The organism is Bacillus sp. SYZHCR11 (assembly GCF_057196865.1).
Map to the genome: position 1 here is coordinate 684,127 of NZ_JBXUND010000002.1, position 23,016 is coordinate 707,142.

At 48.0% G+C, this 23,016-nt stretch carries 25 protein-coding genes; 4 read left to right on the plus strand and 21 right to left on the minus strand.

Features of this window, described 5'->3' with window-relative positions; all coding sequences use genetic code 11:
- Positions 1 to 115: 115 nt before the first annotated feature.
- On the plus strand, positions 116 to 658 hold the full coding sequence (gene gerQ / locus AC2CGA_RS10160) for a spore coat protein GerQ (protein ID WP_043867528.1): 543 nt from the start codon (positions 116 to 118) through the stop codon (positions 656 to 658).
- 46 nt (positions 659 to 704) lie between these two features.
- Here the strand turns inward: gerQ and AC2CGA_RS10165 are convergent, their stop codons facing one another.
- The 8 genes from AC2CGA_RS10165 to AC2CGA_RS10200 all read right to left on the minus strand — a co-directional run bounded on the left by AC2CGA_RS10165 (position 705) and on the right by AC2CGA_RS10200 (position 6,086).
- A complete protein-coding gene (locus AC2CGA_RS10165) occupies positions 705 to 1,076 on the minus strand; it encodes a DUF423 domain-containing protein (protein ID WP_003150969.1) in 372 nt (123 codons plus the stop codon).
- A 63-nt stretch (positions 1,077 to 1,139) separates the two neighbouring features.
- The gene (locus tag AC2CGA_RS10170; protein ID WP_003150968.1) at positions 1,140 to 2,459 is read right to left on the minus strand and encodes a purine/pyrimidine permease; all 1,320 of its coding nucleotides are present in this window, start codon (positions 2,457 to 2,459) and stop codon (positions 1,140 to 1,142) included.
- Between the two features lie 18 nt (positions 2,460 to 2,477).
- Positions 2,478 to 2,900 (minus strand): YwdI family protein, encoded by a 423-nt coding sequence (locus AC2CGA_RS10175; RefSeq protein ID WP_003150966.1) that lies wholly within the window; start codon positions 2,898 to 2,900, stop codon positions 2,478 to 2,480.
- A 58-nt stretch (positions 2,901 to 2,958) separates the two neighbouring features.
- Positions 2,959 to 3,642: a uracil-DNA glycosylase gene (locus AC2CGA_RS10180; RefSeq protein WP_003150965.1), complete on the minus strand. Its 684-nt coding sequence runs from the start codon at positions 3,640 to 3,642 to the stop codon at positions 2,959 to 2,961.
- A 14-nt stretch (positions 3,643 to 3,656) separates the two neighbouring features.
- The gene (locus AC2CGA_RS10185; RefSeq protein WP_014306052.1) at positions 3,657 to 4,463 is read right to left on the minus strand and encodes a glycosyltransferase family 2 protein; all 807 of its coding nucleotides are present in this window, start codon (positions 4,461 to 4,463) and stop codon (positions 3,657 to 3,659) included.
- 84 nt (positions 4,464 to 4,547) lie between these two features.
- Entirely contained in the window at positions 4,548 to 5,075 is a 528-nt protein-coding gene (locus AC2CGA_RS10190) for a hypothetical protein (protein ID WP_003150962.1), read from the minus strand.
- A gap of 44 nt (positions 5,076 to 5,119) precedes the next feature.
- Entirely contained in the window at positions 5,120 to 5,755 is a 636-nt protein-coding gene (locus tag AC2CGA_RS10195; RefSeq protein ID WP_326233410.1) for a permease prefix domain 1-containing protein, read from the minus strand.
- Entirely contained in the window at positions 5,748 to 6,086 is a 339-nt protein-coding gene (locus AC2CGA_RS10200; protein WP_326233392.1) for a PadR family transcriptional regulator, read from the minus strand. Before AC2CGA_RS10200 ends, AC2CGA_RS10195 begins: the two co-directional genes overlap by 8 nt.
- A gap of 149 nt (positions 6,087 to 6,235) precedes the next feature.
- Here AC2CGA_RS10200 and AC2CGA_RS10205 point away from each other — a divergent pair, with 149 nt between their 5' ends.
- Positions 6,236 to 7,048, plus strand: a complete 813-nt coding sequence (locus AC2CGA_RS10205) for a bifunctional hydroxymethylpyrimidine kinase/phosphomethylpyrimidine kinase (protein WP_095318324.1) — start codon at positions 6,236 to 6,238, stop codon at positions 7,046 to 7,048.
- A 35-nt stretch (positions 7,049 to 7,083) separates the two neighbouring features.
- Here AC2CGA_RS10205 and AC2CGA_RS10210 read toward each other — a convergent pair whose 3' ends face one another.
- The 5 genes from AC2CGA_RS10210 to AC2CGA_RS10230 all read right to left on the minus strand — a co-directional run bounded on the left by AC2CGA_RS10210 (position 7,084) and on the right by AC2CGA_RS10230 (position 11,627).
- Positions 7,084 to 7,359: an LOG family protein gene (locus tag AC2CGA_RS10210; RefSeq protein WP_046341456.1), complete on the minus strand. Its 276-nt coding sequence runs from the start codon at positions 7,357 to 7,359 to the stop codon at positions 7,084 to 7,086.
- A gap of 63 nt (positions 7,360 to 7,422) precedes the next feature.
- The gene (locus tag AC2CGA_RS10215; protein ID WP_024085941.1) at positions 7,423 to 8,862 is read right to left on the minus strand and encodes a sucrose-6-phosphate hydrolase; all 1,440 of its coding nucleotides are present in this window, start codon (positions 8,860 to 8,862) and stop codon (positions 7,423 to 7,425) included.
- Complete coding sequence (locus AC2CGA_RS10220) at positions 8,859 to 10,241, minus strand: sucrose-specific PTS transporter subunit IIBC (RefSeq protein WP_003150956.1); 1,383 nt, start codon at positions 10,239 to 10,241, stop codon at positions 8,859 to 8,861. Before AC2CGA_RS10220 ends, AC2CGA_RS10215 begins: the two co-directional genes overlap by 4 nt.
- 217 nt (positions 10,242 to 10,458) lie before the next feature.
- Positions 10,459 to 11,289, minus strand: a complete 831-nt coding sequence (locus AC2CGA_RS10225; protein WP_024085942.1) for a PRD domain-containing protein — start codon at positions 11,287 to 11,289, stop codon at positions 10,459 to 10,461.
- Positions 11,290 to 11,312: 23 nt separating this feature from the next.
- The gene (locus tag AC2CGA_RS10230; protein ID WP_003150952.1) at positions 11,313 to 11,627 is read right to left on the minus strand and encodes a hypothetical protein; all 315 of its coding nucleotides are present in this window, start codon (positions 11,625 to 11,627) and stop codon (positions 11,313 to 11,315) included.
- A gap of 525 nt (positions 11,628 to 12,152) precedes the next feature.
- Between AC2CGA_RS10230 and AC2CGA_RS10235 the strand changes: the two genes are divergently transcribed.
- On the plus strand, positions 12,153 to 14,564 hold the full coding sequence (locus tag AC2CGA_RS10235) for a S8 family peptidase (RefSeq protein WP_484480186.1): 2,412 nt from the start codon (positions 12,153 to 12,155) through the stop codon (positions 14,562 to 14,564).
- A gap of 41 nt (positions 14,565 to 14,605) precedes the next feature.
- Here AC2CGA_RS10235 and AC2CGA_RS10240 read toward each other — a convergent pair whose 3' ends face one another.
- The 4 genes from AC2CGA_RS10240 to AC2CGA_RS10255 form a co-directional block, all read right to left on the minus strand.
- Complete coding sequence (locus tag AC2CGA_RS10240) at positions 14,606 to 15,607, minus strand: LLM class flavin-dependent oxidoreductase (protein ID WP_015387532.1); 1,002 nt, start codon at positions 15,605 to 15,607, stop codon at positions 14,606 to 14,608.
- 163 nt (positions 15,608 to 15,770) lie between these two features.
- Positions 15,771 to 16,520, minus strand: coding sequence for an oxygen-insensitive NADPH nitroreductase (gene nfsA, locus AC2CGA_RS10245; RefSeq protein WP_003150944.1), 750 nt, complete (start codon positions 16,518 to 16,520; stop codon positions 15,771 to 15,773).
- 103 nt (positions 16,521 to 16,623) lie between these two features.
- Positions 16,624 to 17,811 (minus strand): FtsW/RodA/SpoVE family cell cycle protein, encoded by a 1,188-nt coding sequence (locus AC2CGA_RS10250; protein ID WP_007614568.1) that lies wholly within the window; start codon positions 17,809 to 17,811, stop codon positions 16,624 to 16,626.
- 201 nt (positions 17,812 to 18,012) lie between these two features.
- On the minus strand, positions 18,013 to 18,471 hold the full coding sequence (locus tag AC2CGA_RS10255; RefSeq protein WP_024085944.1) for a GNAT family N-acetyltransferase: 459 nt from the start codon (positions 18,469 to 18,471) through the stop codon (positions 18,013 to 18,015).
- A 293-nt stretch (positions 18,472 to 18,764) separates the two neighbouring features.
- On the opposite strand from AC2CGA_RS10255, the gene ywcE reads away from it, so the two are divergent.
- Positions 18,765 to 19,025, plus strand: coding sequence for a spore morphogenesis/germination protein YwcE (ywcE, locus tag AC2CGA_RS10260; RefSeq protein ID WP_003150937.1), 261 nt, complete (start codon positions 18,765 to 18,767; stop codon positions 19,023 to 19,025).
- 43 nt (positions 19,026 to 19,068) lie between these two features.
- Here the strand turns inward: ywcE and qoxD are convergent, their stop codons facing one another.
- Genes qoxD through qoxA form a run of 4 tightly spaced genes read right to left on the minus strand, consistent with a single transcriptional unit; the run spans position 19,069 to position 23,010 of the window.
- Entirely contained in the window at positions 19,069 to 19,437 is a 369-nt protein-coding gene (qoxD, locus tag AC2CGA_RS10265; RefSeq protein WP_003150932.1) for a cytochrome aa3 quinol oxidase subunit IV, read from the minus strand.
- Between the two features lies 1 nt (position 19,438).
- The gene (gene qoxC, locus AC2CGA_RS10270; protein WP_003150930.1) at positions 19,439 to 20,053 is read right to left on the minus strand and encodes a cytochrome aa3 quinol oxidase subunit III; all 615 of its coding nucleotides are present in this window, start codon (positions 20,051 to 20,053) and stop codon (positions 19,439 to 19,441) included.
- Between the two features lie 14 nt (positions 20,054 to 20,067).
- Positions 20,068 to 22,017 carry a cytochrome aa3 quinol oxidase subunit I gene (qoxB, locus tag AC2CGA_RS10275; RefSeq protein WP_012118743.1) on the minus strand — a complete coding sequence of 650 codons (1,950 nt, stop codon included), beginning with the start codon at positions 22,015 to 22,017 and terminating at the stop codon, positions 20,068 to 20,070.
- A gap of 27 nt (positions 22,018 to 22,044) precedes the next feature.
- Entirely contained in the window at positions 22,045 to 23,010 is a 966-nt protein-coding gene (qoxA, locus tag AC2CGA_RS10280; protein ID WP_014306059.1) for a cytochrome aa3 quinol oxidase subunit II, read from the minus strand.
- Positions 23,011 to 23,016 lie beyond the last annotated feature (6 nt).

Below are 23,016 nucleotides of genomic sequence, written 5' to 3' on the forward strand. Positions count from 1 at the left end.
ATCTTTCTTTGGGCTCATATGGTGGAATAGATAAAAACAGCAGCCGCTCTGTCGGCTGTCTGATACTTGTCAGGAGGTTTCAGCATCAAGAGGTTTTCATCAAAGGAGGAACAATATGAAACCGAAAAAGAATCAATATCAGCAAATGCAGGGGATGGGGATGGGAATGGATATGCAGGGATTCCAGCCGCAGCTCGGGCCTAATCCTTATCCGCAGCCTCAGGGCCAAGGATCACAAATGATGCCGATGCAGCAGCAAATGACAATGCCGATGCAGCAAGGCCAGCAGTTCGGCGGGGGGTTCCCCGGCCAGCCGCAGCAGCAGGGCGGCGGCAGCTTTCAAATCCCGTCAGGTCCATCATCGTCACAAAACGTTCCCGGCATGCTGCCGATTGAAGAGTCATACATTGAAAATATTCTGCGGTTGAACCGGGGCAAAACGGCGACGATTTATATGACATTTGAAAACAGCAAAGAATGGAATTCAAAGATTTTCCGCGGTGTGATTGAGGCGGCGGGACGTGACCATATCATCATCAGCGATCCGAAAACGGGCACCCGCTATCTGCTTCTGACCATTTACCTTGATTACATCACATTTGATGAGGAAATCGCTTATACTTATCCGTACTCCATGTCTTCTTATTCTCCGAGATAAATCAAAAAGCCAATCGCTCACTTGACAGAGGATTGGCTTTTTTTCTTTATAAATATTTGACGGCCGCGACGATAATCATAATCCAAGAGATGATAAACGCCACGCCGCCGAGCGGTGTAATCGCGCCGAGAATGGAAATCTGCGTCACGCTCAATACGTACAGGCTTCCTGAAAACAGAACGATGCCCGCAAACATCAGCCAGCCCGCAACAGAAACACTGCCTGCGCCAGAGAGCTTTTCAGCCAAAAACGCGACAGCCAGAAGACCGAGCGCGTGATACATATGATATTGCACGCCTGTGTGCCACACCTGCAAATATTTATCGGGGATTTTCCCTTCAAGCCCATGCGCGCCGAAAGCGCCCAGCGCCACGGCCAATAAAGCGTTAATCGCACCAAGAATAATAAACACTTTCATCTATTTTTCTCCCGCCTTTTCGTTAAAGTTTCCAATTCAATCATAACCCAACATCGGCAAAATTCAACGTCCGTCATCCGATGACACGAGATTGTCGGATTTTTTCTTTTTGATAAGCTGGATTCGGTCAATCGCTATCGCCAGCAGCGTTCCGAGCACAAGGCCGTTGCTTAAGAGCGAAATCAGGATCGGATGCATCCCTGATAACGCGCTCTCCGGCACAAACATTACGCCGACCCCCGTGAGGAGCGCCAGACCGATAATGGAACGGATTCGTTTTTGCTCCGCTTTCTCATAAGAGTCAAACTCCGTAAAGGCAAGACCCGCCATCGTGGAGAAAACGACGAAGTTTACCGCAAAGCCGACCGGTGAGGGCAGACTCGCAAACGCATTCATAAATAGCGGGATCATACTGATGATCATGACAAATACACTTCCCAAAAGAAACGGCTTTTTCGAAGGAAGCTTCGTCGTCTCAATAAAACCGGCCGCCCCTGAAATCGGCACAGGCGCAATGCCCCCTGACAGCCCGCTCAAAAGGTGGCTGATCGAAGCCGCAAACCCTGCCGGACGCTCACGCCGTTTCCCAACGGTGCCGCCGAATTTTTTCACCGCCGCTTCTACAACCCGGATGCTCGCGAGCATGTTGACAATCAAAAGCACGGTAATGAAGAGTGACGTAATGATCAGGCCGCTGTCAAACACGGGTTTTCCAAACGGAAAAAGAACCGGCAGCTGAATCACGCGATCCGGTATTTGAATCGGTTTGGCAGCGCCGAAGACGGCGAATAAGATCCATCCGCCGGCAAGCGAAAGGAGAATCGCATACTGTCTTAAGAACGTAACATTCGATCGGGACATGATGAACATCGCCGCCGTCACAACCATGGCGAGCCCGAATACAAGGCCGTCGACGCTGTTTTTTAAATAGCCGATGCCCAAAAGGCCTTTCACAATCGGCTGACTCAGCTGCATGACCAACAGCAGCAGATACACACCGGTCACAACCGGCGTAAACAGCACGGCCAGCCGTTCAATCACTTTAAAAAGGCTGAACAAAAAGAAAAAGACAGCGCTTAATAACAGCGCCCCCTGCAGCGCCCGCAGCGTCTCGCCGAATGTCGCAAACACCGTGCCCGTCAGTCCGCCGTAAATCGTGTATACGCCCCACCATAAGCCTGCCGGGCTTTCATTAATCGGCAGACGATGTCCCTGGAGACATTGGATGACCGCAGCGACGCCAAGCACAAAAAATGTGCTCTGAATCAATGCGGCAGAATCGGCATGGTTCAAGTGAAATGATTGTGCGATGGCGACAGGAACTACAATCGCAGCCGCAATCATAAATGCCGTCCATTGCAAACCCCCGAGTATCAGTTTCAAGTCAATCAACCTCTCCTGTTAAAAATCGAAAATGGAATCCCCGTTTCCGTCTTCCTCACGTTCGTCTTTCGCTTTTTTCTGATATTGGTTCAGCCCGGCGCTGCCCATCATTTTTTCAAGCAGCAGCGGGTCTGTCGAAGGAGACGCGGAAGGTTTCGGCGCCGCTTTCGGAATCGGATTCTGCACAGGCGCCGGAGCGGTGTGCGTCTGAGTGCCGAGCACGACATCACACAGAGAGCGGATGGCGGCCGCGTGCATTTTGACCTCCTCGGTGCGGGTCGCCGTTTTCGCCTGCCTCAGTTCTTCTTCCATCTTCTGAATTAAAGCAGAGATATGTATGTTCATGAGTAAATCCTCCAGCAGTAATTTGTCTTCTTCCTGCATTTTATCAAATTTCTGAGCGGATCGCAGAATTGAGTTTGTTATTTTTTCTGACGGCATACCGCCCGGAACATCAAAAAAGACGCTTCCGCCGGGCGGAAGCGTCTCAAAAAACCGTTTATTGCGGCAGGTCGGGGATGCACCAATCGATCGGCTGCTCCCCCATTTTTTCAAGGGCGGCGTTTGTACGGGAAAACGGTCTGCTCCCGAAAAAACCGTTCCTTGCCGAAAACGGGCTCGGATGAGTCGATTCAATAATAATGTGTTTCGATGTGTCAATGCGCTCTTTTTTCATCTGCGCGTGACGCCCCCACAGGATAAAGACAATCGGCTTCTCTCTTTCATTCACCACATCAATGATGCGGTCAGTGAGCCGCTCCCACCCCTTGCCTTTGTGGGAATTGGCCTGACCGCGGCGAACCGTAAGCACTGTGTTTAACAAAAGCACTCCCTGCTTCGCCCAGCTGACGAGCGATCCGTGGTTCGGTACGGGGCAGCCGATATCGTCCTGAAGTTCTATGAAAATATTTTTCAAAGACGGCGGCTGTCTGACCCCGGGCTGAACGGAAAAACTAAGCCCGTGCGCCTGTCCTGGCCCGTGATACGGGTCCTGTCCGAGAATGACCGCTTTTACATCCTCATAGGGCGTATAATGCAAGGCGTTAAAAATATCATGGCTGTCAGGATAAATCGTTTGGCTGCTGTATTCTTGTTTCAGCATCTCTCTCAGCTCTTGATAATACGGTTTGTCAAATTCATCTTTCAGCTGATTCCACCAGCTGTCTTTTAAAAGCTGTTTCAAACTGTCCGTCCCCCTTATGAACTGTGCAGTCTTGAATGGACGGGCTTTCCGTCCCACACAATGTCAGTCGGCGCCTCCCGCCTCTTCATGTCCGGCTCTTCTAGAAGAACCGCGAAGTTTTTCGTCGGGAGCTCCCCAAGCCCGTGCTTTTCGCTTAACCGGTCTAAGTACCGCTTCCGTTTGCCGCCGAGATCCGCGGACTGATTGCCGCCTCCCTCAAAAAACGCATATATGACGCTCGCGCAAGGCACACGCTTCACACGGTGCTGTTTCGCGGCGCGCAAATAAAAGTCCCAGTCCCAATAATTATGGACATCCGGATCAAAATACCCTAACGTGTCATGCAGAGAACGTCTGTACATGCTGCCTGACGGAACGTACGTGGAAAATACCCGCATATCCGCATAATCCGCCGTATAGGCGAACGGCTTTCGTGACACCGGGTATCTCGTGCCGCCCCGTTCTTCAAATGACACAATTTCCGCGTCAGAATGGACAAAATCCGCATCAGCAAGTGCAGCCGTCATTCTTTCCAAATGGCCCGGCGTAATGAAATCATCATCATCGCACAGCATGATATAATCACCCGACGCTTTTTTCACACCTGCGTTCCGCGCTTCCACATGTCCGGCATTCTGTTCTAAATCAATAATCTGAATCGGCAGATCGCTGTACAGCTGCTTCGCGTGTTCGACCGATTCCCCGGCATCATTTACGATGATCACTTCATAAGGCTTAATGGTCTGCCTGGAAATCGACTCCAGCAGCTCACACAAAGCCGGAATCCGATTATACGTGACTATGACAATTGATATATTCATGACCCGCTCCTTCTGCTTTTTCTCATGTTCTATTAAAACATAAAGCGGCGGAGAGATCAGGGGGGATTTTTGATTTCGGCCCATTCAGAAACAAATCCACGTCATCCCCGCCAGCAAAACCAGAATGATCAGAAGGTCTCCCCAAACAGTGCATACCGCCTTGGCATTAAGTCTGCCCGCCTCCATGGCATTCCACAGTTTTGATTGATAAACAGGCACCAACACCATCGCATAGCATGTGCACAAGCAGACAAAAGCCGGCGGGACAAGCGCACATCCATCCTCATGCCAATCATGAATCAGTTCCGGTATACTCACCCCGCTGTCAATGTACAAGTATAATATACCCGCCAGCGGAATGAGCGAGCTGACCTGCAGCTCGAAAAGTTTCACCTTCCACTCACGCGCAAACGAAACAGCCCAAATCCATCCCAGCGCATAAAACAATAGAAGAAGCAAAATACTGAAAACAACAAAAGTAGCGTCTTGCATCCCATTCAGAACCATAATAAAAAGACTCACAACGGGCAATGCAAGAACCAAGCCGCAGACGGTAAATACGGTAACGGCTATTTGGGCGCACGCGCCGTACATCCACGAACCTAATCTCATATAAACACTCCTATATAGATACTCTATGTATATAGTAAAAAAGATCAGGCAAGTCTCTGCCTGCCTGCGTAAAAACCCATTTTGCCGCAAAACGGAAAACATACCGTCACAACGGCGCATACTGCCGCAAAACTCGGTGTGACCGCCGAAGGAAACAGCCCAGCCGGAACCAGATTGAACAAAAAGACAAACATAAAACATAGATTCGGCACCATTGAAGCCCATACCGTCCGCTCTGCAAGCTTTTTGCCGCCAGCCCCGAACTCTTTGCCAGCTTGATAGCCGATTTGGAACCAATACAGCACATAACCGATCATAATCAGCCATACTGACACGGAAATCCCTTTCCACAGCGCGTCAACTGCGGGATGAATCCTCCACGCGTGCATCATCGTAATCATCGCCCCCATCACAAAAAGAGCGCAGTTGCAGAACAGATAAAAGAGCATAAAAGTCCGCGCGGGCACCGTCGAAGCTTTTTGAAAAGCAGAGATAATTTCAGACGGAGTCCCCACTTCCCGCAGAATAAGCTCCATCGCTTCGCTTTCGGTTTTGCCTTTTTCCAGATGAACACAAATGGCATGATGAATATGGCTTTCGATTTCCTTTAATAATTCACGGCTTCCGGCCTTGCCTTCCAGCCCTTTTCTGATTTCGTGCACATAAAGGTCTTTATCTATTCTGCCCGCCCCCCTTCAGCATCCGGTCCATCAGAGCGGAGAACAGATTCCATTCCTTCGTCCGTTCGGCTAGAATGTTTTTTCCTTCATCGGTGATCCGGTAATATTTTCGGTCGGGCCCTTTGGTCTGCTTTTCCCAGTAAGAAGAAATATAGCTTTGGCGTTCAAGCTTATGAAGCGATGGGTACAGCGTGCCTTCCTTCATTTGCAGTTCATTCCCGCTTCTTTTCTCCATTTCTTTCACAAGTTCATACCCGTACATGGGCCGTTCATTCAGCAGCGTCAGCACCAGAATGACCGTGCTTCCCTTTACAAGCTCCCTGTTGAGCATTTATTTTCTCACCCTTACCTAGTAATCTTATGTAGGTATTGTACGCACATCCCCCGCGGCTGTCAAATCATTCCTCCAAGCCTTCCGTATTGTGATCGGGAGAAAATCTAACTATAATGAGATATAAAACACTGATGGAGGCCATTGATATGTCAATGCACAAAGCACTTACTATTGCCGGTTCTGATTCCAGCGGCGGCGCGGGAATCCAGGCCGATTTAAAAACATTTCAAGAAAAAAACGTATACGGAATGACGGCTTTGACCGTGATCGTAGCGATGGACCCGGAGAACAGCTGGGATCATCAAGTATTTCCGATTGATGCCGATACGATTCGCGCACAGCTGGCGACGATTGTTGACGGAATCGGCGTAGACGCCATGAAAACGGGAATGCTCCCTACCGTGGAGATCATCGAGCTTGCGGCGAAAACGATTAAAGAAAAACAGCTGAAGAATGTCGTTATTGATCCTGTCATGGTCTGCAAAGGAGCGAACGAAGTGCTGTATCCGGAGCATGCCGAAGCGCTTCGCACCCAATTGGCGCCGCTGGCAACCGTCATCACGCCAAACCTGTTTGAAGCAAGCCAGCTGAGCGGTATGGATGAATTAAAAACGGTGGAAGACATGAAAGAAGCGGCCAAGAAAATTCACGAACTCGGCGCGAAATATGTATTGATTACAGGCGGCGGCAAATTGAAACATGAAAAAGCGATCGACGTGCTGTATGACGGAGAAACCGCGGAAGTATTAGAAAGCGAAATGATTGATACACCTTACACGCACGGAGCCGGATGCACATTCTCCGCCGCCGTGACGGCAGAACTGGCCAAAGGCGCTGAAGTGAAGGAAGCCATCTATGCGGCAAAAGAATTTATCACTGCGGCAATCAAAGGATCCTTCCCGCTGAACCAATACATCGGACCGACTAAACATTCGGCGATGCGTCTTAGCGGAAAATAAAATAAAATAAATATCCCCCTCATGATCGAGGGGGATTATTTCATTTTTTTCGCGGATGACCGCAAAAACATCTCAATCGATTGCACAAACAGCGCATATTCCTTCATCTGTTCATATGTATGCCTCAGCCGATCACTCCATTCATTGTGCGGCTCAGCCCTCTTGAGCATGCGATTCAGCTGAAGCAATACTTCTTTATATTCTTCCCGTTTATCTTCCACTTGCTCTGCGGCTTTGACAAGTAAACATTTCGGCGTCATCTTCTGATTTTTCAAAACTGAGAAAACAACTCCTTTTATTCCTGGAATCATAGGCTTTCGTTTGAAGAATAGCACAGATGGCATAGGTTTCACATAAGAAAAAAGAACGATTTTCTACAAAAGTGTCCAAATTGAGGCATTTATTTCCGTTTTTCCAACCGAAGTGACGGTTACGTCATCATTTCCCGGGAAAGGAAAATATCTGGCGCTGAATACCTCTTCTCCATCATTCAAAAATAATTCGATGGAGGATGCATCCAGAAAGAGCTGGACGGAATGCAGCTCGCTGATGGCGCAGCTTCTCTTTTCTTTTTCTTCTCCGCTGAAAGCGGTGCGCTCCAGCACAGCCAGCCCCTCTTCCTGATGAAATATAAACCGGGCCGCGCCCCGAATTGAGATTTCAAAACCGGATTCGCAAGTAATGTCTTCCAGCAGCACTTCAGCCCGGGACGCATCTTTCACCGGGAGGCTTACAGACGAGCAATTCAATTGAAGACGGCGCTTTTGTTCATCCGTGCGGCGCGATTTCATTTCCGGAAGCGGGCGCTGTATGATTCTGCCGTTGGACAGTGACAGCTGTCTCGGCATCGTTAAGCAGTGAATCCAGTGATACGCATGTGTCGGATGCTTGTCCTCATGCTGATCCGGAACGCCCATCCACGCGAACAGAATCCTCCGTCCCTTATCATCTTCCAGCGTCTGCGCCGCATAAAAATCAAATCCTCTGTCAAGCTCCGTAAATTCACCGTGCTTAAATTCTGGCGGCTCTGTATGCAGCCTGCCGAGGAAATAGCCCGCCTGGTGGCTGTTATGATATTTTATCCCGTCGGCTTCAAGCCCCTGCGGACATACGAGCAGCACGTCGGTTCCGTCAAGGGAAAACAGGTCGGGACATTCCCACATATAGCCGAATGACCCGAGACCGCCCGAGTCCGCCCCCGCAATCGAACCGAGAAACGTCCAATCCGTCAGGTTCTCTGATGTGAACAATACAGCGCTTCCGGTGAGCTTTTCTGTCTGCGCGCCGAGCACCATGTAATACGCTCCGTCTTTCTTCCAAACCTTCGGATCACGGAAATGAGCGGTATAGCCTTTTGGGAGACGCGCGACGATTCCTTTTTTTTCAAATACGATCCCGTCTTCGGATACGGCGAGGCATTGATACGTTTCCCGATTTCCTTCTCCGTCACGGACATTGCCTGTGTACATCAGGCAGAGCCGCCCGTCTTTTTCGATGGCGCTTCCGGAATAACAGCCGTTTTTGTCATACCACTCACCCGGCGCAAGCGCGATTTCTTCCTCTTTCCACTCAACGAAATCTTTCGTCGTCACATGCGCCCAAAATTTCGCGCCGTGCCCCGTATGAAATGGCTGCCATTGAAAAAACAAGTGATATACGCCGTTCCATTGGATGACGCCGTTCGGATCATTTAAAAGCCCGACCGGCGGCATAACATGATAGTTCTGGCGGTATGGATCTGACGCGGCTGTTTCTTGCCGCTTCTTTTTCGCTTCCTCAGCCTGCAGGCGCAGCTCTTGATCCGGTGTCCTCATTTGACGGCCTCCTTTTCTTTAGCTCCCATAATGTAAGCGGCAATAAACGCCGAGACAGAGGCGATGCCCATTCCGATCAGATAGTTTATAAGATTTCCTAAACCGAGCGGAGCCGTGATGGCAATCATCGGAATTCCGGTCAGACCGTAAGCATTGGCTGCGACACCGGTCACCACGACATAGGCCCCTCCCAGCGCTCCGCCGATCATTCCCGCGATAAACGGCTTCCGGTACCTTAGGTTCACACCGAAAATAACTGGTTCGGTTACGCCGAGAAAAGCGGAAAATGCGGCAGGCAGAGCGATTTCTTTCATTTTCGCTTTTTTTGTCAGGAAAAATACAGCCAGTCCCGCCGCGCCCTGAGCGACATTCGCCATCGACCAGATAGGAAGGATATAGTTTCTGCCCAAATCAGCGATGAGGCCGGCCTCAATCGCATGAAAGCTGTGATGCACACCGGTGAGCACAATAAGCGGATAAAGACCGCCGAAAAGAAGTCCGGCAACAATGCCCGCGTGATCATACACATATGTCAGCGAGACGGTAATGCCCGATCCGATCGCCCTGCCAAGCGGACCGATTGCGATAAAGGTAATAAATCCTGTGACAATCACCGTGACAAACGGCGTGACCAATAAATCGAATGCGTGAGGCACCATTTTTCTCGTGCCCTTTTCCACTTTGCTCATAATGTAAACGGCTAACAGTACGGGGATGACCGTCCCTTGATAGCCGAGCAGCGCAATGTCGAAGCCGAAGAGCTGCATAAAATCAGGCGATGCATCCGCAAGCCCCCACGGATTCAAAAGCGCCGGATGGATCATAATCCCCCCGAGCACTGCACCGAGATAGGCATTGCCGCCAAATTCCTTCGCCGCACTGAACCCGATGAATACGGGCAGGAAGATAAACGCCGCGCTTGAAAACATGTCTAAAAGCTTAAACAGCGATGATTGTTCAGACACCCAGTGGAAAGCCTTCATCATACCGAGCAGCCCCATTAAAAGTCCGCTTGCCACGATAGCCGGAATGATGGGAACGAATATGTTAGACAGTGTTTTCGCAAATCTTGCGGCCGGATTCAGCTTTTTTTTCGCCGCGTCCTGATGTGTCTCACGATCCTCGCGCCCCAAATCGGCTTCTTTTGAAAAAGCGTCATACACTTTATTCACAAGGCCGGTACCGAATATAATCTGATATTGCCCCGAGCTGCTGAAAGCCCCTTTTACTCCTTCTGTCTCTTCAATATCGGCCTGGCTGATCTTCTGTTCATCTTGAATGACGAGCCTGAGCCGTGTGGCGCAATGTGTCGCGCTGATGATATTTGATTTCCCTCCGATATGTTTGATAAGCTGTTTTGCCGTTTCTTGATAATTCATGATGTATCCCCCTTTCTAAAATCAAAAAAGACCTAAAATTCGCCAACGAAAAAGGTCAGCATGATCCCTTTTTCATGTACGCAAATTTTAGGTCTTGCCTGCATTACCAGTCACAATCCCGCCGATTCAGTTTTTTAATGCGCTTTCATTTTATTTCATGATAGCGCTTTCGTCAATATGTTTTCAAAAAAAAAGTCTGTTTCTCGAAACAGACGCGTTATTCCGGGTTTTTTTGCAGACGCTGGACATGCAGCGTAATATAGCCGGCCTCGGATTCCGGCAGTTCCAAATCATATTCATTTTTTAAAAACGCCGCCAGTTCAAGCGCACACCGATAAGCAAACGGATACTTTTTTTGGATGAAATAAAGCATCTCCTCGTCCATGGAATGGAGTGCTTCATTTGAGTCCAACCGGCTGACCGCATACCGCAAGTGCGTGACGAGGCGCTGATAGGAAATACTGTCTTCATCCACCTTCTGTTCGAAAAAGGATTCGATCTTTTCGATCATTTCTCTGATCATGGTTGTATGCTTCATCGCCGAATACATGCTTTTGGCATCCGCCTTGGCAGTGTGGATATGAAGCGCGATATACCCCGCCTCATCATCAGGCAATGATATACCGAGGGTTTGTTTCACGTGTTCAACCGCCCAGCGGCCGATTTCATATTCTTTTTTATAAAGCGCCTTAATTTCATGAAGCAATCGGTTGTGCACCTGAAGGCCGTTTTGAATCCTTTCGATCGCAAAGGATAAATGGTCCGCCAGCGCAATGTGGATGTGATCGTTCAAAGGCGCCGCAAGCTCTCCCTCCGCATGGCTGATGATATCTTCAGCCGCCTCTATATGCTCTTCGGGAAGCGTTTCTAACACTTGTTTGAACTTTTCATTTTCGTCGTGCACGACAAATATTTTTTCAATTTTATGTTTTTGAATCACATCATTTTTTCTCTTTTGAAAAGCGATTCCGGGACCCATTACGATCTTTTCCCGTCCGTCTTCTTTTATTAACGCCGCATTGTTATTTAATACTTTGTCTATTCTCAAGAGGTTCGCTCCCGTTCATATGTTTAGTGGGATTGTACCCTCTTTTTCATATGATGTAAAGGTGCCGGACCCGCGCGCTCCCGTTTCGGCAATTCTTTGCGGACAGGCATCCATCGGTTTTTATCCAGCCTGCCGCGGGCCGATTTCGTTTCATCGGTCAAATCCGCCGATCGGACTCGGCTCACAAACGAAAAAGCACCAGCCGTCCGCTTCGCTTTCTTATGATAAGCCGCTTGGTTTCCGTACACGGCGGCTAATGGATATCTTCCGTTACCCGGCGCCATCCAGTTCATCAGAAAGACCATCCACACCCGTAAAGATACTAGCAAACGTTTCATTGCAAATCATCCCTCCGCTTCTTTTTGACAGACAGCTTGTTCGCAGGCCTGTTTTTCTCTCCGCTTTAACGGAAAAGGCGGCCGATCCTTCTCCGCTAAAAACTAGCGGGTCTAGCAACCCTATGACTCTATGATAGACGCGGCAGGGCGAATTGTTTGTCACAATATGAGTGAAAAAACAAACTAGTTTTCAGAAGTTTTGTTGAAAGCTGATGGAAATGACCTGAAAAATGGAAAAGCCGATAAAAAAAGTTATACACACCTTATCCCTTGGTTAAGCACAGCTTAAACACAGGGCATATCCACATATCCACAAACTCGATCTATATTTTGTATAGGAACACTCGTTCCCAACAATATATATACACAATTTTATTCAGTTATGCACAGGATTCTGTGTATAACTCCCTCCTTATTCACAGACCAATTTCCATAAATGAGTCATATGTCACAAGGATTATTTTGAATTTTCAAGAAATATATACTAGATTTCTAATTTAGATAAAGAAAAAGGGGGAAACACGATTGAAAAAAGGAATCATCCGTTATCTGCTTCCGGCTTTTGTCTTATCCTTTACCTTATCCACAAGTTCACAGGCTGCGCCGGCAACAAAACCGCAAACTCCTGATCTTGAGAAGGCTGAGGTATTTGGTGACATTGATATGACCACCGGCAAACAAACGACAGTCATCGTCGAGCTGAAGGAAAAGTCACTGGCGGAAGCAAAGGAACTCGGCAAAGCACAGACAAAAAGCAAGCTGAAAAGCGAACGCTCAAAAGTGAAAAAGAAAGCGCTCAAAACCATTAAACACGGAAAAATCAACAGGGAATATGAGCAAGTGTTTTCCGGCTTCTCCATGAAACTCCCGGCAAATGAAATTCCGAAACTGCTGAGTGATCAGGATGTCAAAGCGGTTTATCCGAACGTCACCTATCATACCGATCAGCTGAAAGATAAAGACATCACCCTATCTAAGGATGCCGTGTCTCCGCAGATGGATGACAGCGCGCCTTATATAGGGGCAAATGACGCGTGGAAGCTCGGCTATACGGGGAAAGGCGTCAAGGTGGCCATTATTGACACCGGTGTCGAATATAAACACCCTGACTTAAAGAAAAATTTCGGACAATATAAAGGATACGATTTTGTGGATAACGATTACGATCCTGAAGAAACGCCGTCCGGTGATCCGAGAGGCGCGTCGACTGACCACGGAACCCATGTCGCGGGCACGGTAGCGGCAAACGGAACGATTAAAGGCGTAGCGCCGGACGCTACACTCCTTGCCTACCGTGTGCTCGGTCCGGGCGGAAGCGGAACAACGGAGAACGTCATCGCCGGCATTGAACGCGCCGTACAGGACGGAGCGGATGTCATGAACCTTTCTCTCGGCAATTCTGTGAATAACCCAGACTGGGCGACAAGCACGGCGCTTGACTGGGCGATGTCAGAAGGCGTCACGGCCGTTACATCAAACGGAAACAGCGGGCCGAACAATTGGACCGTCGGCTCTCCGGGAACGTCCAGAGAAGCTATCTCCGTCGGAGCGACACAGCTGCCGCTGAACGAGTACGCCGTCTCCTTCGGTTCCTATTCCTCAGCGAAAGTAATGGGGTATAACAAAGAAGATGACATAAAAGCACTGAATAAAAAAGAAACAGAGCTCATAGAGGCGGGTATCGGCGAGCAAAAGGATTTTGAAGGCAAAGATCTGAAAGGAAAAGTCGCGGTCGTCAAACGGGGCAGCATCGCCTTTGTGGATAAAGCAGACAACGCCAAAAAAGCGGGCGCGATCGGTATGGTTGTGTATAACAATGCCCCGGGAGAAATTGAAGCCAACGTACCGGGCATGTCCGTGCCGACGGTTAAGCTTTCATCAGAAGACGGCGAAAAACTCGTCAGCCAATTAAAAGCGGGCGGCACAAAAGCGACATTCCATTTATCCGTGGCTAAATCGCTCACTGAACAAATGGCAGACTTTTCGTCACGCGGTCCGGTTATGGACACGTGGATGATTAAACCTGACGTCTCCGCTCCCGGCGTAAACATCGTCAGCACCATTCCGACCCATGATCCGGCCGACCCGTACGGCTACGGATCGAAGCAGGGAACGAGCATGGCTTCCCCGCATGTAGCCGGCGCAGCTTCCGTCATCAAGCAGGCCAAACCGAAATGGAGCCCGGAACAAATAAAAGCCGCTCTTATGAACACGGCGGAAACCTTAACGGACGCGGACGGTGACGTATACCCGCATAATGCGCAAGGCGCCGGAAGCATCAGAATCATGAAGGCGATCAAAGCAGACTCCCTTGTCACCCCGGGAAGTTATTCTTACGGAACGTTTATGAAAGACAAAGGCAATGAAACGAAAAAAGAAACCTTTACGATTGAAAACCAATCGTCCATCAGAAAATCATATCAGCTCGAGTACTCTTTCAACGGCACGGGCATTACCGTTTCGGGCACAGACCGGGTCGTGATCCCCGCTCATCAAACCGGAAAGGTCAATGCCAAAGTAAAGGTCAATGCCAAAAAAGTAAAGGCAGGCACCTATGAGGGAACCGTCACAGTGCGTGAAGGCGGAAAAACAGTCGCAAAAGTGCCGACGCTGCTGATTGTAAAAGAGCCGGACTATCCGCGCGTAACGTCAATCGACGTACAGGACGGCACAACGCAGGGAACCTACCAAATTGAAACCTATCTTCCGGCGGGAGCCGAAGAGCTTGCCTTCCTTGTATATGACAGTAATCTTGACTTTGTCGGCCAAGCCGGCATCTACAAAAAGCAGGATAAAGGCTATCAATATTTCGACTGGAACGGCAAAGTCAATGGTGACACCGCACTGCCGGCAGGAGAATATTATATGCTGGCCTATGCCGCGAACAAAGGGAAATCAAGCCAGGTGCTGACTGAAAAACCTTTTATCATTGAATAACCGAACAACCCTGCTGGAGCATCAGCAGGGTTTCTTTCTGATTAATCGGCAAAAGCTTCTCGAAGCAGACGGTATGACTGAAGTTTATCTTCAAAATGATGAGTAATGGTTACAGCCATCACTTCTTCTGTTCCGTATGCTTTACTGAGAGCCAGAATCTGTTCTTTCACTTGCTGCTTCGTTCCGATGATCATCCGATTCCGATTATCGGCAATTCGTCTTTGTTCATACGGTGTATACGTATTGCCGCGGACGGTTTCGTAAGACGGTACGCCGTGAAGCGGAATCCCCTGTTCACCCGCAAGCAGCGTATAATCCATGACAGCCGCGAGTTCCTCCGCTTTCTCCTCCGTATCCGCGCACAGCACAAACACCGCCACGGCCGTTTTTGGTTCTTTTCCTAATAGAGAAGGTTTAAATCTGCGCTTATATTGTGCTGTCGTGCTCTCTCCGCCTTCTCCATTAATAAAATGGGCAAACATATAGCCTGCTCCCATTTCTGCGCTCAGAAGCGCGCTTTCCCCCGAAGAACCGAGAAGCCAGACTTCCGGCGCCGTCTTAATAAGGGGTGATGCGGTCAGATTCGGAAAACGGTGATTGTCATCAGCTGCATCATGCAAATACATCGCCAGCTCACGAAGCTGCTGCGGATATTGATCAGCATTACGCTTCCCGCCGTCATTCAGCGCCCATGATGCGATCGGCATTCCGCCCGGCGCTCTCCCTAATCCGAGATCGATTCTGCCCGGCGTCAACCCTTCGAGCACGCGGAAATTCTCCGCCACTTTATATGCGCTGTAATGCGGAAGCATCACACCGCCTGATCCTACCCGAATGTCATTCGTTTTCGCCGCAATATGGCTGATCAGCACTTCAGGGCTTGAGCCCGCCAACCGCTCTGAAAAATGATGCTCTGACACCCAAAACCTCTTATATCCGAGCTTTTCCGCCTCCTGCGCCAATCTTACTGTATTCCGCAGTGCACTTTCCGCAGAACAACCTTCTGATACAGGAGATTGATCCAATATACTTAATGAAATCATCACTGTCACCTCATCAACATCGTACCACTGCTAAGCCGTTTTTTCTTTCTGTATGCTTATAAGCATCCCTGATGATAAACATTTATATACCTTGTTCCATTTTGTCGAAATATGTTACACGTGAAACATAAAAAAACCTCTCCCGGTCAGGAGAGGTTTTTTCTTAATTCTTTTGAAAACCTTTATCTTTTACATATTGATTTAAATAGGTTCTCGGTTTTTGTTTCATGAACTGCAGGATTTGATCAGACCACGTTTCAACCCGCTTGCCGTTTGTCCGTTTATCATAATAATCGGAAATGGTTTCATCATATTCCTTCATATAACTGCGGAAGTTTTCTTCATTCGTATCGTACGTGTTTTCATGATATACGGCTTGTTTCGGCAGGCGCGGCTTTTGACCGGACGGATGAGCGGGATGACCGACTACCAAGCCGAACAGCGGCAGCACATGGTCAGGTGTACCAAGCACTTCTGTCACCTGATCAAGTTCATTTCGAATGCCTCCGATATAACAAATGCCGAGTCCCATTGATTCCGCGGCAACACTTACGTTTTGTGCGGCAAGTGCGGCATCAATGATGCTGACCATAAACATTTCCGTATTCTCAAGAAGCTCGGTAATGTTTTCTCCTTTTTCCTCAGCAAGTTTTTTATGGCGGTACAAATCAGCGCAAAACACAAACAAGTGCCCGTTATTTTCGACGTAAGGCTGGTTTCCGGCCAGTGCCGCCAGCTTCCGCTTTTTCTCCTTATCGGTTACGCCGATGATGGAGTAAGCCTGCACGTAACTGGACGTTGACGCCGCCTGGGCGCTTTTCACTAATGTATCTATCTCTTCTGCTGTCAGAAGCTCGTCAGTAAATGATCGGATCGACCGATGATTAAGTATGGTTTCGATGGTATTGTTCATATATAAAGCCTCCTTCTCTATATATCATATCCGAAAGAGTATCATGCCAAAAGCGAAATGCTCTAAACAAAAAAAGACAGCCCGAAAAACGAGCCGTCTCACATTAAGAATTGAACAAGTAGCTTTTATATTTCGTCAGCTGCACACTTGCGTTATATACGATCCCGAAGCTGATTAATGTAGAAAGCACCGAGCTCCCCCCATAGCTGACAAACAGCAGCGGAATACCGGTAACCGGCATAATGCCGATATTCATCCCGATGTTCTGGAAGGTGTGAATCACGATAAGTGCAGTAAATCCTACGCAAAAAAACGCACCAAATCGGTTAAACGCATGCAAGCGGTCAATCAGCACCACAAGCCTGTAAATTAAAAAGAAAAACATGACAACCGCAATGGCGCAGCCTAAAAATCCAAAACTTTCACCCAAAATCGCAAAGATAAAGTCGGTCTGTCCCTCAGGTACGTACACTTTCAGATTATGAACGCCGTTTCCGGTAATGCCGCCCGATCCGATCGCCATAACGGCCTGATCCACCTGCCAGCTTTTATCGCTCTCGGCCTGAGTCGTTGCCGCACTGGAGTCAGACATCCACGATGTAATCCGGTTAATTTGATAATCCGCAATACCGATCGAATTCGCCACATGGGGAAATTCAATTACAAGCACTAAGAATAGTCCAAGCACAAGCGCGGCCGAACCGCCGATAATGGTGATCAGCTTCCAGTTTACACCTGACATAAACACCATCACCATAACGATAAACAGACAGATCGCACCCGTTCCGGCATCCTGCAAAACGATCATCCCGATCGGAATAACCGTCCATGCCGCAATTTTCAAAAGCAGATTGACATCTTCCCGAAGTGATCTTTGATCTTTCGGGCCCGCCTTCGATATAATGGACGCGACCATCATCATAATTCCTATTTTCGTAAACTCAGAGGGCTGGAGGGTAAAGCTGCCGATTTTAAACCAGCTCTTCGCTCCATTTTTGATCGGCGCGATGGATTCCGGCGCCACACGCAAAAGGAGCAGCGACAGCACGCCGGCAATCAATACGTACAGACTCAGTTTTTCAAGCTGCTCTAAATCAAAATACATGATACTGACCATAAGACCGGCTCCGATGACATAAAAGACGATCTGTCTCATCCAGGCATCACTTCCATACTGCCCGAACTGTCCGGCCGCATAAATCGCCGCAACACTAATTATTAAAAACACACCAAATATAAAAATCAAATCCCCCTGATAATAGGGATTTTGCTGTTTCTTATATCGACTCATTCTATCCCGCCTTACATTTTCATCGGAAGTCACTATTGTTTATTATACATGAACACCGTTCAAGAAAACATGATGAGGTTGCTTCCTTTTTATTTTTTACGGTTTGGGGACTACACGACATATGACGTGTCAGAAAAGGAAATGTTTCGGTCATGATGAAACTTTTCCGATAAAAAACCCCTTCTCGTCAGAAAAGGGGTTTCAGTCTATGTTTAACGTCATAAACAAGCTGTTCGGGTCCTCTTTATAATGTGCAAACGGATCACAATATTGAAACCCTGCTTTTTCATACAGGCGTCTGGCGGGGAGAAAAGCCTCCATAGAACCGGTTTCTAAGCTGATCCGCTGATAGCCCCGCCGCCTTGCTTCTTCAAGCATATGGCGGAGGATCCGGTTGGCTGCGCCTTTTCTGACATGATGCGGAGCCGTTTTCATTGATTTGATCTCACCGTGCCGGCTGTTTAGCTCCATTAAGGCGCCGCAGCCGAGCAGGACGCCGTTTTCCCTCGCACTCCAAAACGTAACGTCAGGCTGACGCAGCCGGTCCGCATTGAGCGCGTGTATACTTTCCGGGGGAGAATGCATGGTCATGCTCTTCAGATGCTCCTGCAAAAGCGCAATGACGTCCGGCGCTGTGACATCGTCTTTTGTTATGTCCACTTCAAAACCACCCTTGCTGTGCATGTTTTCTTTGAACATAGCAAAGGTTCACAGCCTGTGCCATTCCCTTGTCCGGAAATGTGACAGGGTATTTGACCTTTCCGGTTTCTTGTACCTATCCAAAAATGAGGCAATAGTTGCAATACATTTCTCGAAAAAGCGGTATCAAAAATTGGAAAACATGGTATAATAATTGTAACAAAATGTTCAAAAAACGACCACAAAACAGACACATTTTATTCTCTGTATTTCATTTTGGAAACGCTCCCATAAAATGAAAGGAGACATGTAAGATGGACATGTTTTTTGCTTATTTACTGGTCGCAAGCGCAACACCCCTCTTTATCTGGCTGGATAACAAAAAAGTCGCTCTTTCGGCCATACCGCCAATTATTCTCATGTGGGTTTTCTTCTATTTTTACGCAACCAGCAGCCTGTCCCCTCTCGGCCACACACTCATGATCATCCTGTTTGCCGTCAACGTCATCGTTGCCCATATCGCCGCCTTTATCATTTACGGCCTTCCGCGCCTGCGCCGGAGAAGAAGCCAATAAAGGCACAAAAAACCCTCTTCGCCTGAACGAAGAGGGTTTCTTTTTATTCCTGATGTTCGGAATGTTGCTTCGCACCGCCAGGAGGGTTTCCATCCATATGGTCACCGTGATGGTAGTGCGCCGCAAAGATCCAGATGGAACCAAGGATGATAACAATCGCTCCGAAAAATCCGAAGAGCGTGTTTCCGACTTGAATCCCGCCGTTTTCGCTTTCTGTCATGTGCATGAACATGAGAAGCTGAAGACCGGCTTGGATAAATGCGAATCCGAAAATGATCCACAGTTTTGCTGATGAGCTTAAATCCGTATATACCGCAACCCAAAGGGCCAGCAGGGTCAGAATAATAGACAACGCAAAACCTACGATATGCTTCCACGGAAAGTGGCTGTGTTCAGCAGATTTGTTTGCCATATTATAGTCCCCCCAATCCGATGAGATAGACGCCTGTAAAGATGAAGATCCAAACAACGTCTAAGAAGTGCCAGTATAAACTTGAGATAAAGATTTTTGAAGACGTCTGCGGCGTTAATCCGCGTTTCTTCAATTGCAGTAAGATGCCGGCAATCCAGAAGATACCGATCGTTACGTGCGTTCCGTGCGTTCCCAGAAGGACGAAGAATCCAGACCAGAAAGCACTTGTACCGAGAGATGCTCCTTCATGTACATAGTGGATGAACTCGTTAAGCTCACATCCGACGAAGCCCGCACCGAGAAGAAGCGTAATGATCGTCCAAATGACGACGCCTTTTAAACTTCCGCGACGCATTTCATGAACAGCGATCCCGCAGGTGAAACTGCTGATCAGAAGCAGGAATGTCATGATCATGACAAGCTTCACTTCAAATAATTCAGCCGGTAAGACTCCTCCTGCTGTTCTTCTTTGAAGAACGAAGAAGGTTGCAAATAGTGTTGAGAACAACACAATCTCTGCCCCTAAAAAGATCCAAAACCCGAGAATATTGAGTCTGCCGGTTTCAGATTGATATTCCATAGGCGCGTTAGAATTGCCGTGTTCTGCATGTTCCATAAATCACGCCTCCTTTATTCGGAAATCTTTCTTTCCGTCTCTTTTATTTCTTCAACAGGTATATAGTAGCCATTGTCATATTCAAATGAACGAAGCACCATGCAAAGCAGAATGCCGATCAAGCCGACAATGCCCATCCAGAACCATTCAAATACAAGTCCGAAGCCAGCAATACCGAACGCCACTGACATAATAAGCGGTCTTCCGGAGTTGTGCGGCATATGGATTTTCTTGAACTTGCTTTCCGGATGAATATCCGTTTTGTCTTCTTTCAATTGCAGGTACGCATCTTGAGATTTCACTTCTGGAAGCACCGCAAAGTTGTAATGCGGCGGAATCGCAGATGAAGTCGCCCACTCAAGCGTACGTCCCACGCCCCATGAATCTCCGCTGATCTCGCGAGTAGAGTAGCGGAAGCTGTAGTAGATGTTGTAGCAAAGGATTAAGAATCCGACACCCATCATGAAGGCTCCGACAGTTGAAATAAAGTTCAATGCAGTCCATCCGTCATTCGGTCCGTAAGTGTAAATACGGCGAGGCATACCTTGCAGCCCCAAGAAGTATTGAGGGAAGAAACATACATTAAATCCGATCATAAAGATCCAGAAGAACCATTTTCCGATTCTTTCGTTCAGCTTGTGGCCGAACATTTTCGGATACCAGAAAATAAATCCTGCGAAACATGCAAATACCGTACCCGCGATCAGCACATAGTGGAAGTGAGATACGAGGAAGTACGTATTATGGTATTGATAATCCGCTGCAGCCATCGCAAGCATAACCCCTGTTACCCCGCCGACAACGAAGTTCGGGATGAACGCAAGCGCCCACAGCATCGGTGTTGTAAAACTGATCCGGCCTTTATACATCGTAAAGAGCCAGTTAAAGATTTTAACCCCGGTCGGAACCGAAATCGCCATCGTTGTAATCGAGAAGAAAGAGTTAACGGACGCACTGTTCCCCATTGTGAAGAAGTGGTGGGTCCATACAAGGAAACTCAGGACGGAAATGGCGATAATTGAGCCGACCATCGCTTTGTAACCGAATAACTGCTTTCTTGCAAACGCTGAAATAATTTCAGAGAAAATACCGAATGCCGGTAAGATAACGATATATACTTCAGGGTGTCCCCAAATCCAGAACAAGTTAGCCCAAAGCATCGGCATACCGCCGGCTTCCAGCGTGAAAAAGTGAGCGCCGAACAAACGGTCAAATGATAACAGCGCCAATGCCACTGTCAAAACAGGGAAGGCGAATACGATAATAACCATTGTAATCAGCGTCGTCCATGTGAACATCGGCATACGCATCAGCGTCATGCCTTTTGTACGCATTTTCAGGATCGTCACCATAAAGTTGATACCCGTCATCAGCGTACCGATACCGGCAATCTGAAGACCGAGCAGGTAGAAGTTCTCACCAGGCCCGGGACTCATGTCGTTGCTTGCCAGCGGCATGTAACTCGTCCATCCTGCGTTCGGAGAACCTCCGATAACGAAAGAAATATTGAAAAGCATCGCACCTACGAAGAACGTCCAGAAACTCAGGTTGTTCAAGTAAGGGAATGCTACGTCGCGCGCACCGATCTGCAAAGGTACGACAACGTTGATCAGACCGATTAAAAACGGCATCGCCATGAAGATAATCATGATCGTACCGTGAGTCGTAAAGATCTCATTATAGTGGTTTGAGTCTAAAAAACTGTTATTAGGAAGCGCTAACTGGGCGCGCATCATCAAGCCGTCGACCCCGCCGCGGAACAGCATGATAACAGCAGAGATAATGTACATGATTCCAAGTTTCTTATGGTCTACAGACGTCAGCCATTCAGACCAGAGCCATTTCCACTTTTTGAAGTATGTGAGTACAACGATGATAGCAATAGTGGAAAGCGCAATGGAAACTTGTGCGCCCAGAATTAATGGGTCACCTGTTACAAAAAATTCATCCCATCTCAATTTCATTCGGGCTTCCTCCTTTCTTGTTCAATTTCAATCTTGTTTATCGTCGGATACTTTAAATTCGTTTTTCTTTACATCTTCCCACGGGTCTGTTTTAGAGTGCGGTGATACGGCTTTGTAGCCAAGGCGTTTGCGCGCCTCCATCGCATATTCGGCATCTTGGCCGTGGTCAACGTATTTTAAGTGTGTAGAAGAGAACGTTAATTTTCCGACATTCTCCGGAAGCATCAGTTCGTCATACTTCTCTTTCGTCAGCTTTGGAGAATCGCTTTGGGCTTTTTTCACCCAGCTGTTAAAGTCTTTTTGCGTAACAGCTTTTACGTTGAATTTCTGGTCGGCAAAGTGTTCGCCGGTGAAGTTCGCGTTGCGGCCTTCATATGTTCCCACTTTGTCAGCCTGTAAGTATTGATCCATCAGCATTCCCGCCATCGCGTATTTTTGTCCCCCAAGCTGAGGAATCCATAGCGATGCCATTGAATCTGCTGAAGAAATTTTAAATAAAACCGGACGGTCTACAGGAATGTTCAGGTAGTTAACCGTCTCAATATCCTGCTCAGGGTAGCTGAATACCCATTTCCAGTCTACCGAAGTAGCATAAACAACAAGAGGCTCTTTATCCTTTGTCGCTTCAGGCGCTTTTTCTAACGAATATATCGTCTGTACGGTAGGCACAGAAAGTGCAATAACAATTAAAATTGGGATCACTGTCCAGACTACTTCTAAGAACGTGTTGCCGTGCATCTCGGGCTTGTAATTTCCGCTGTCTTTGCCTTTGCGGTCGCGGTATTTCACTAAAATGATTGTAAATAGTACGAATACGACGCCGACAATGAACAGCATAAATCCGATTGACAAGAGAATCAGATCTTTCTGCTGGTCTGCTACAGGTCCTTTCGGATCTAAAACGGAAATGTCGCTGCATCCGCCCAGTACGAAAACAACAGCCAACATCGCTAATAAAAGTAACGGTTTAAATGCTCTGAACAAGAAGATCACCATCCT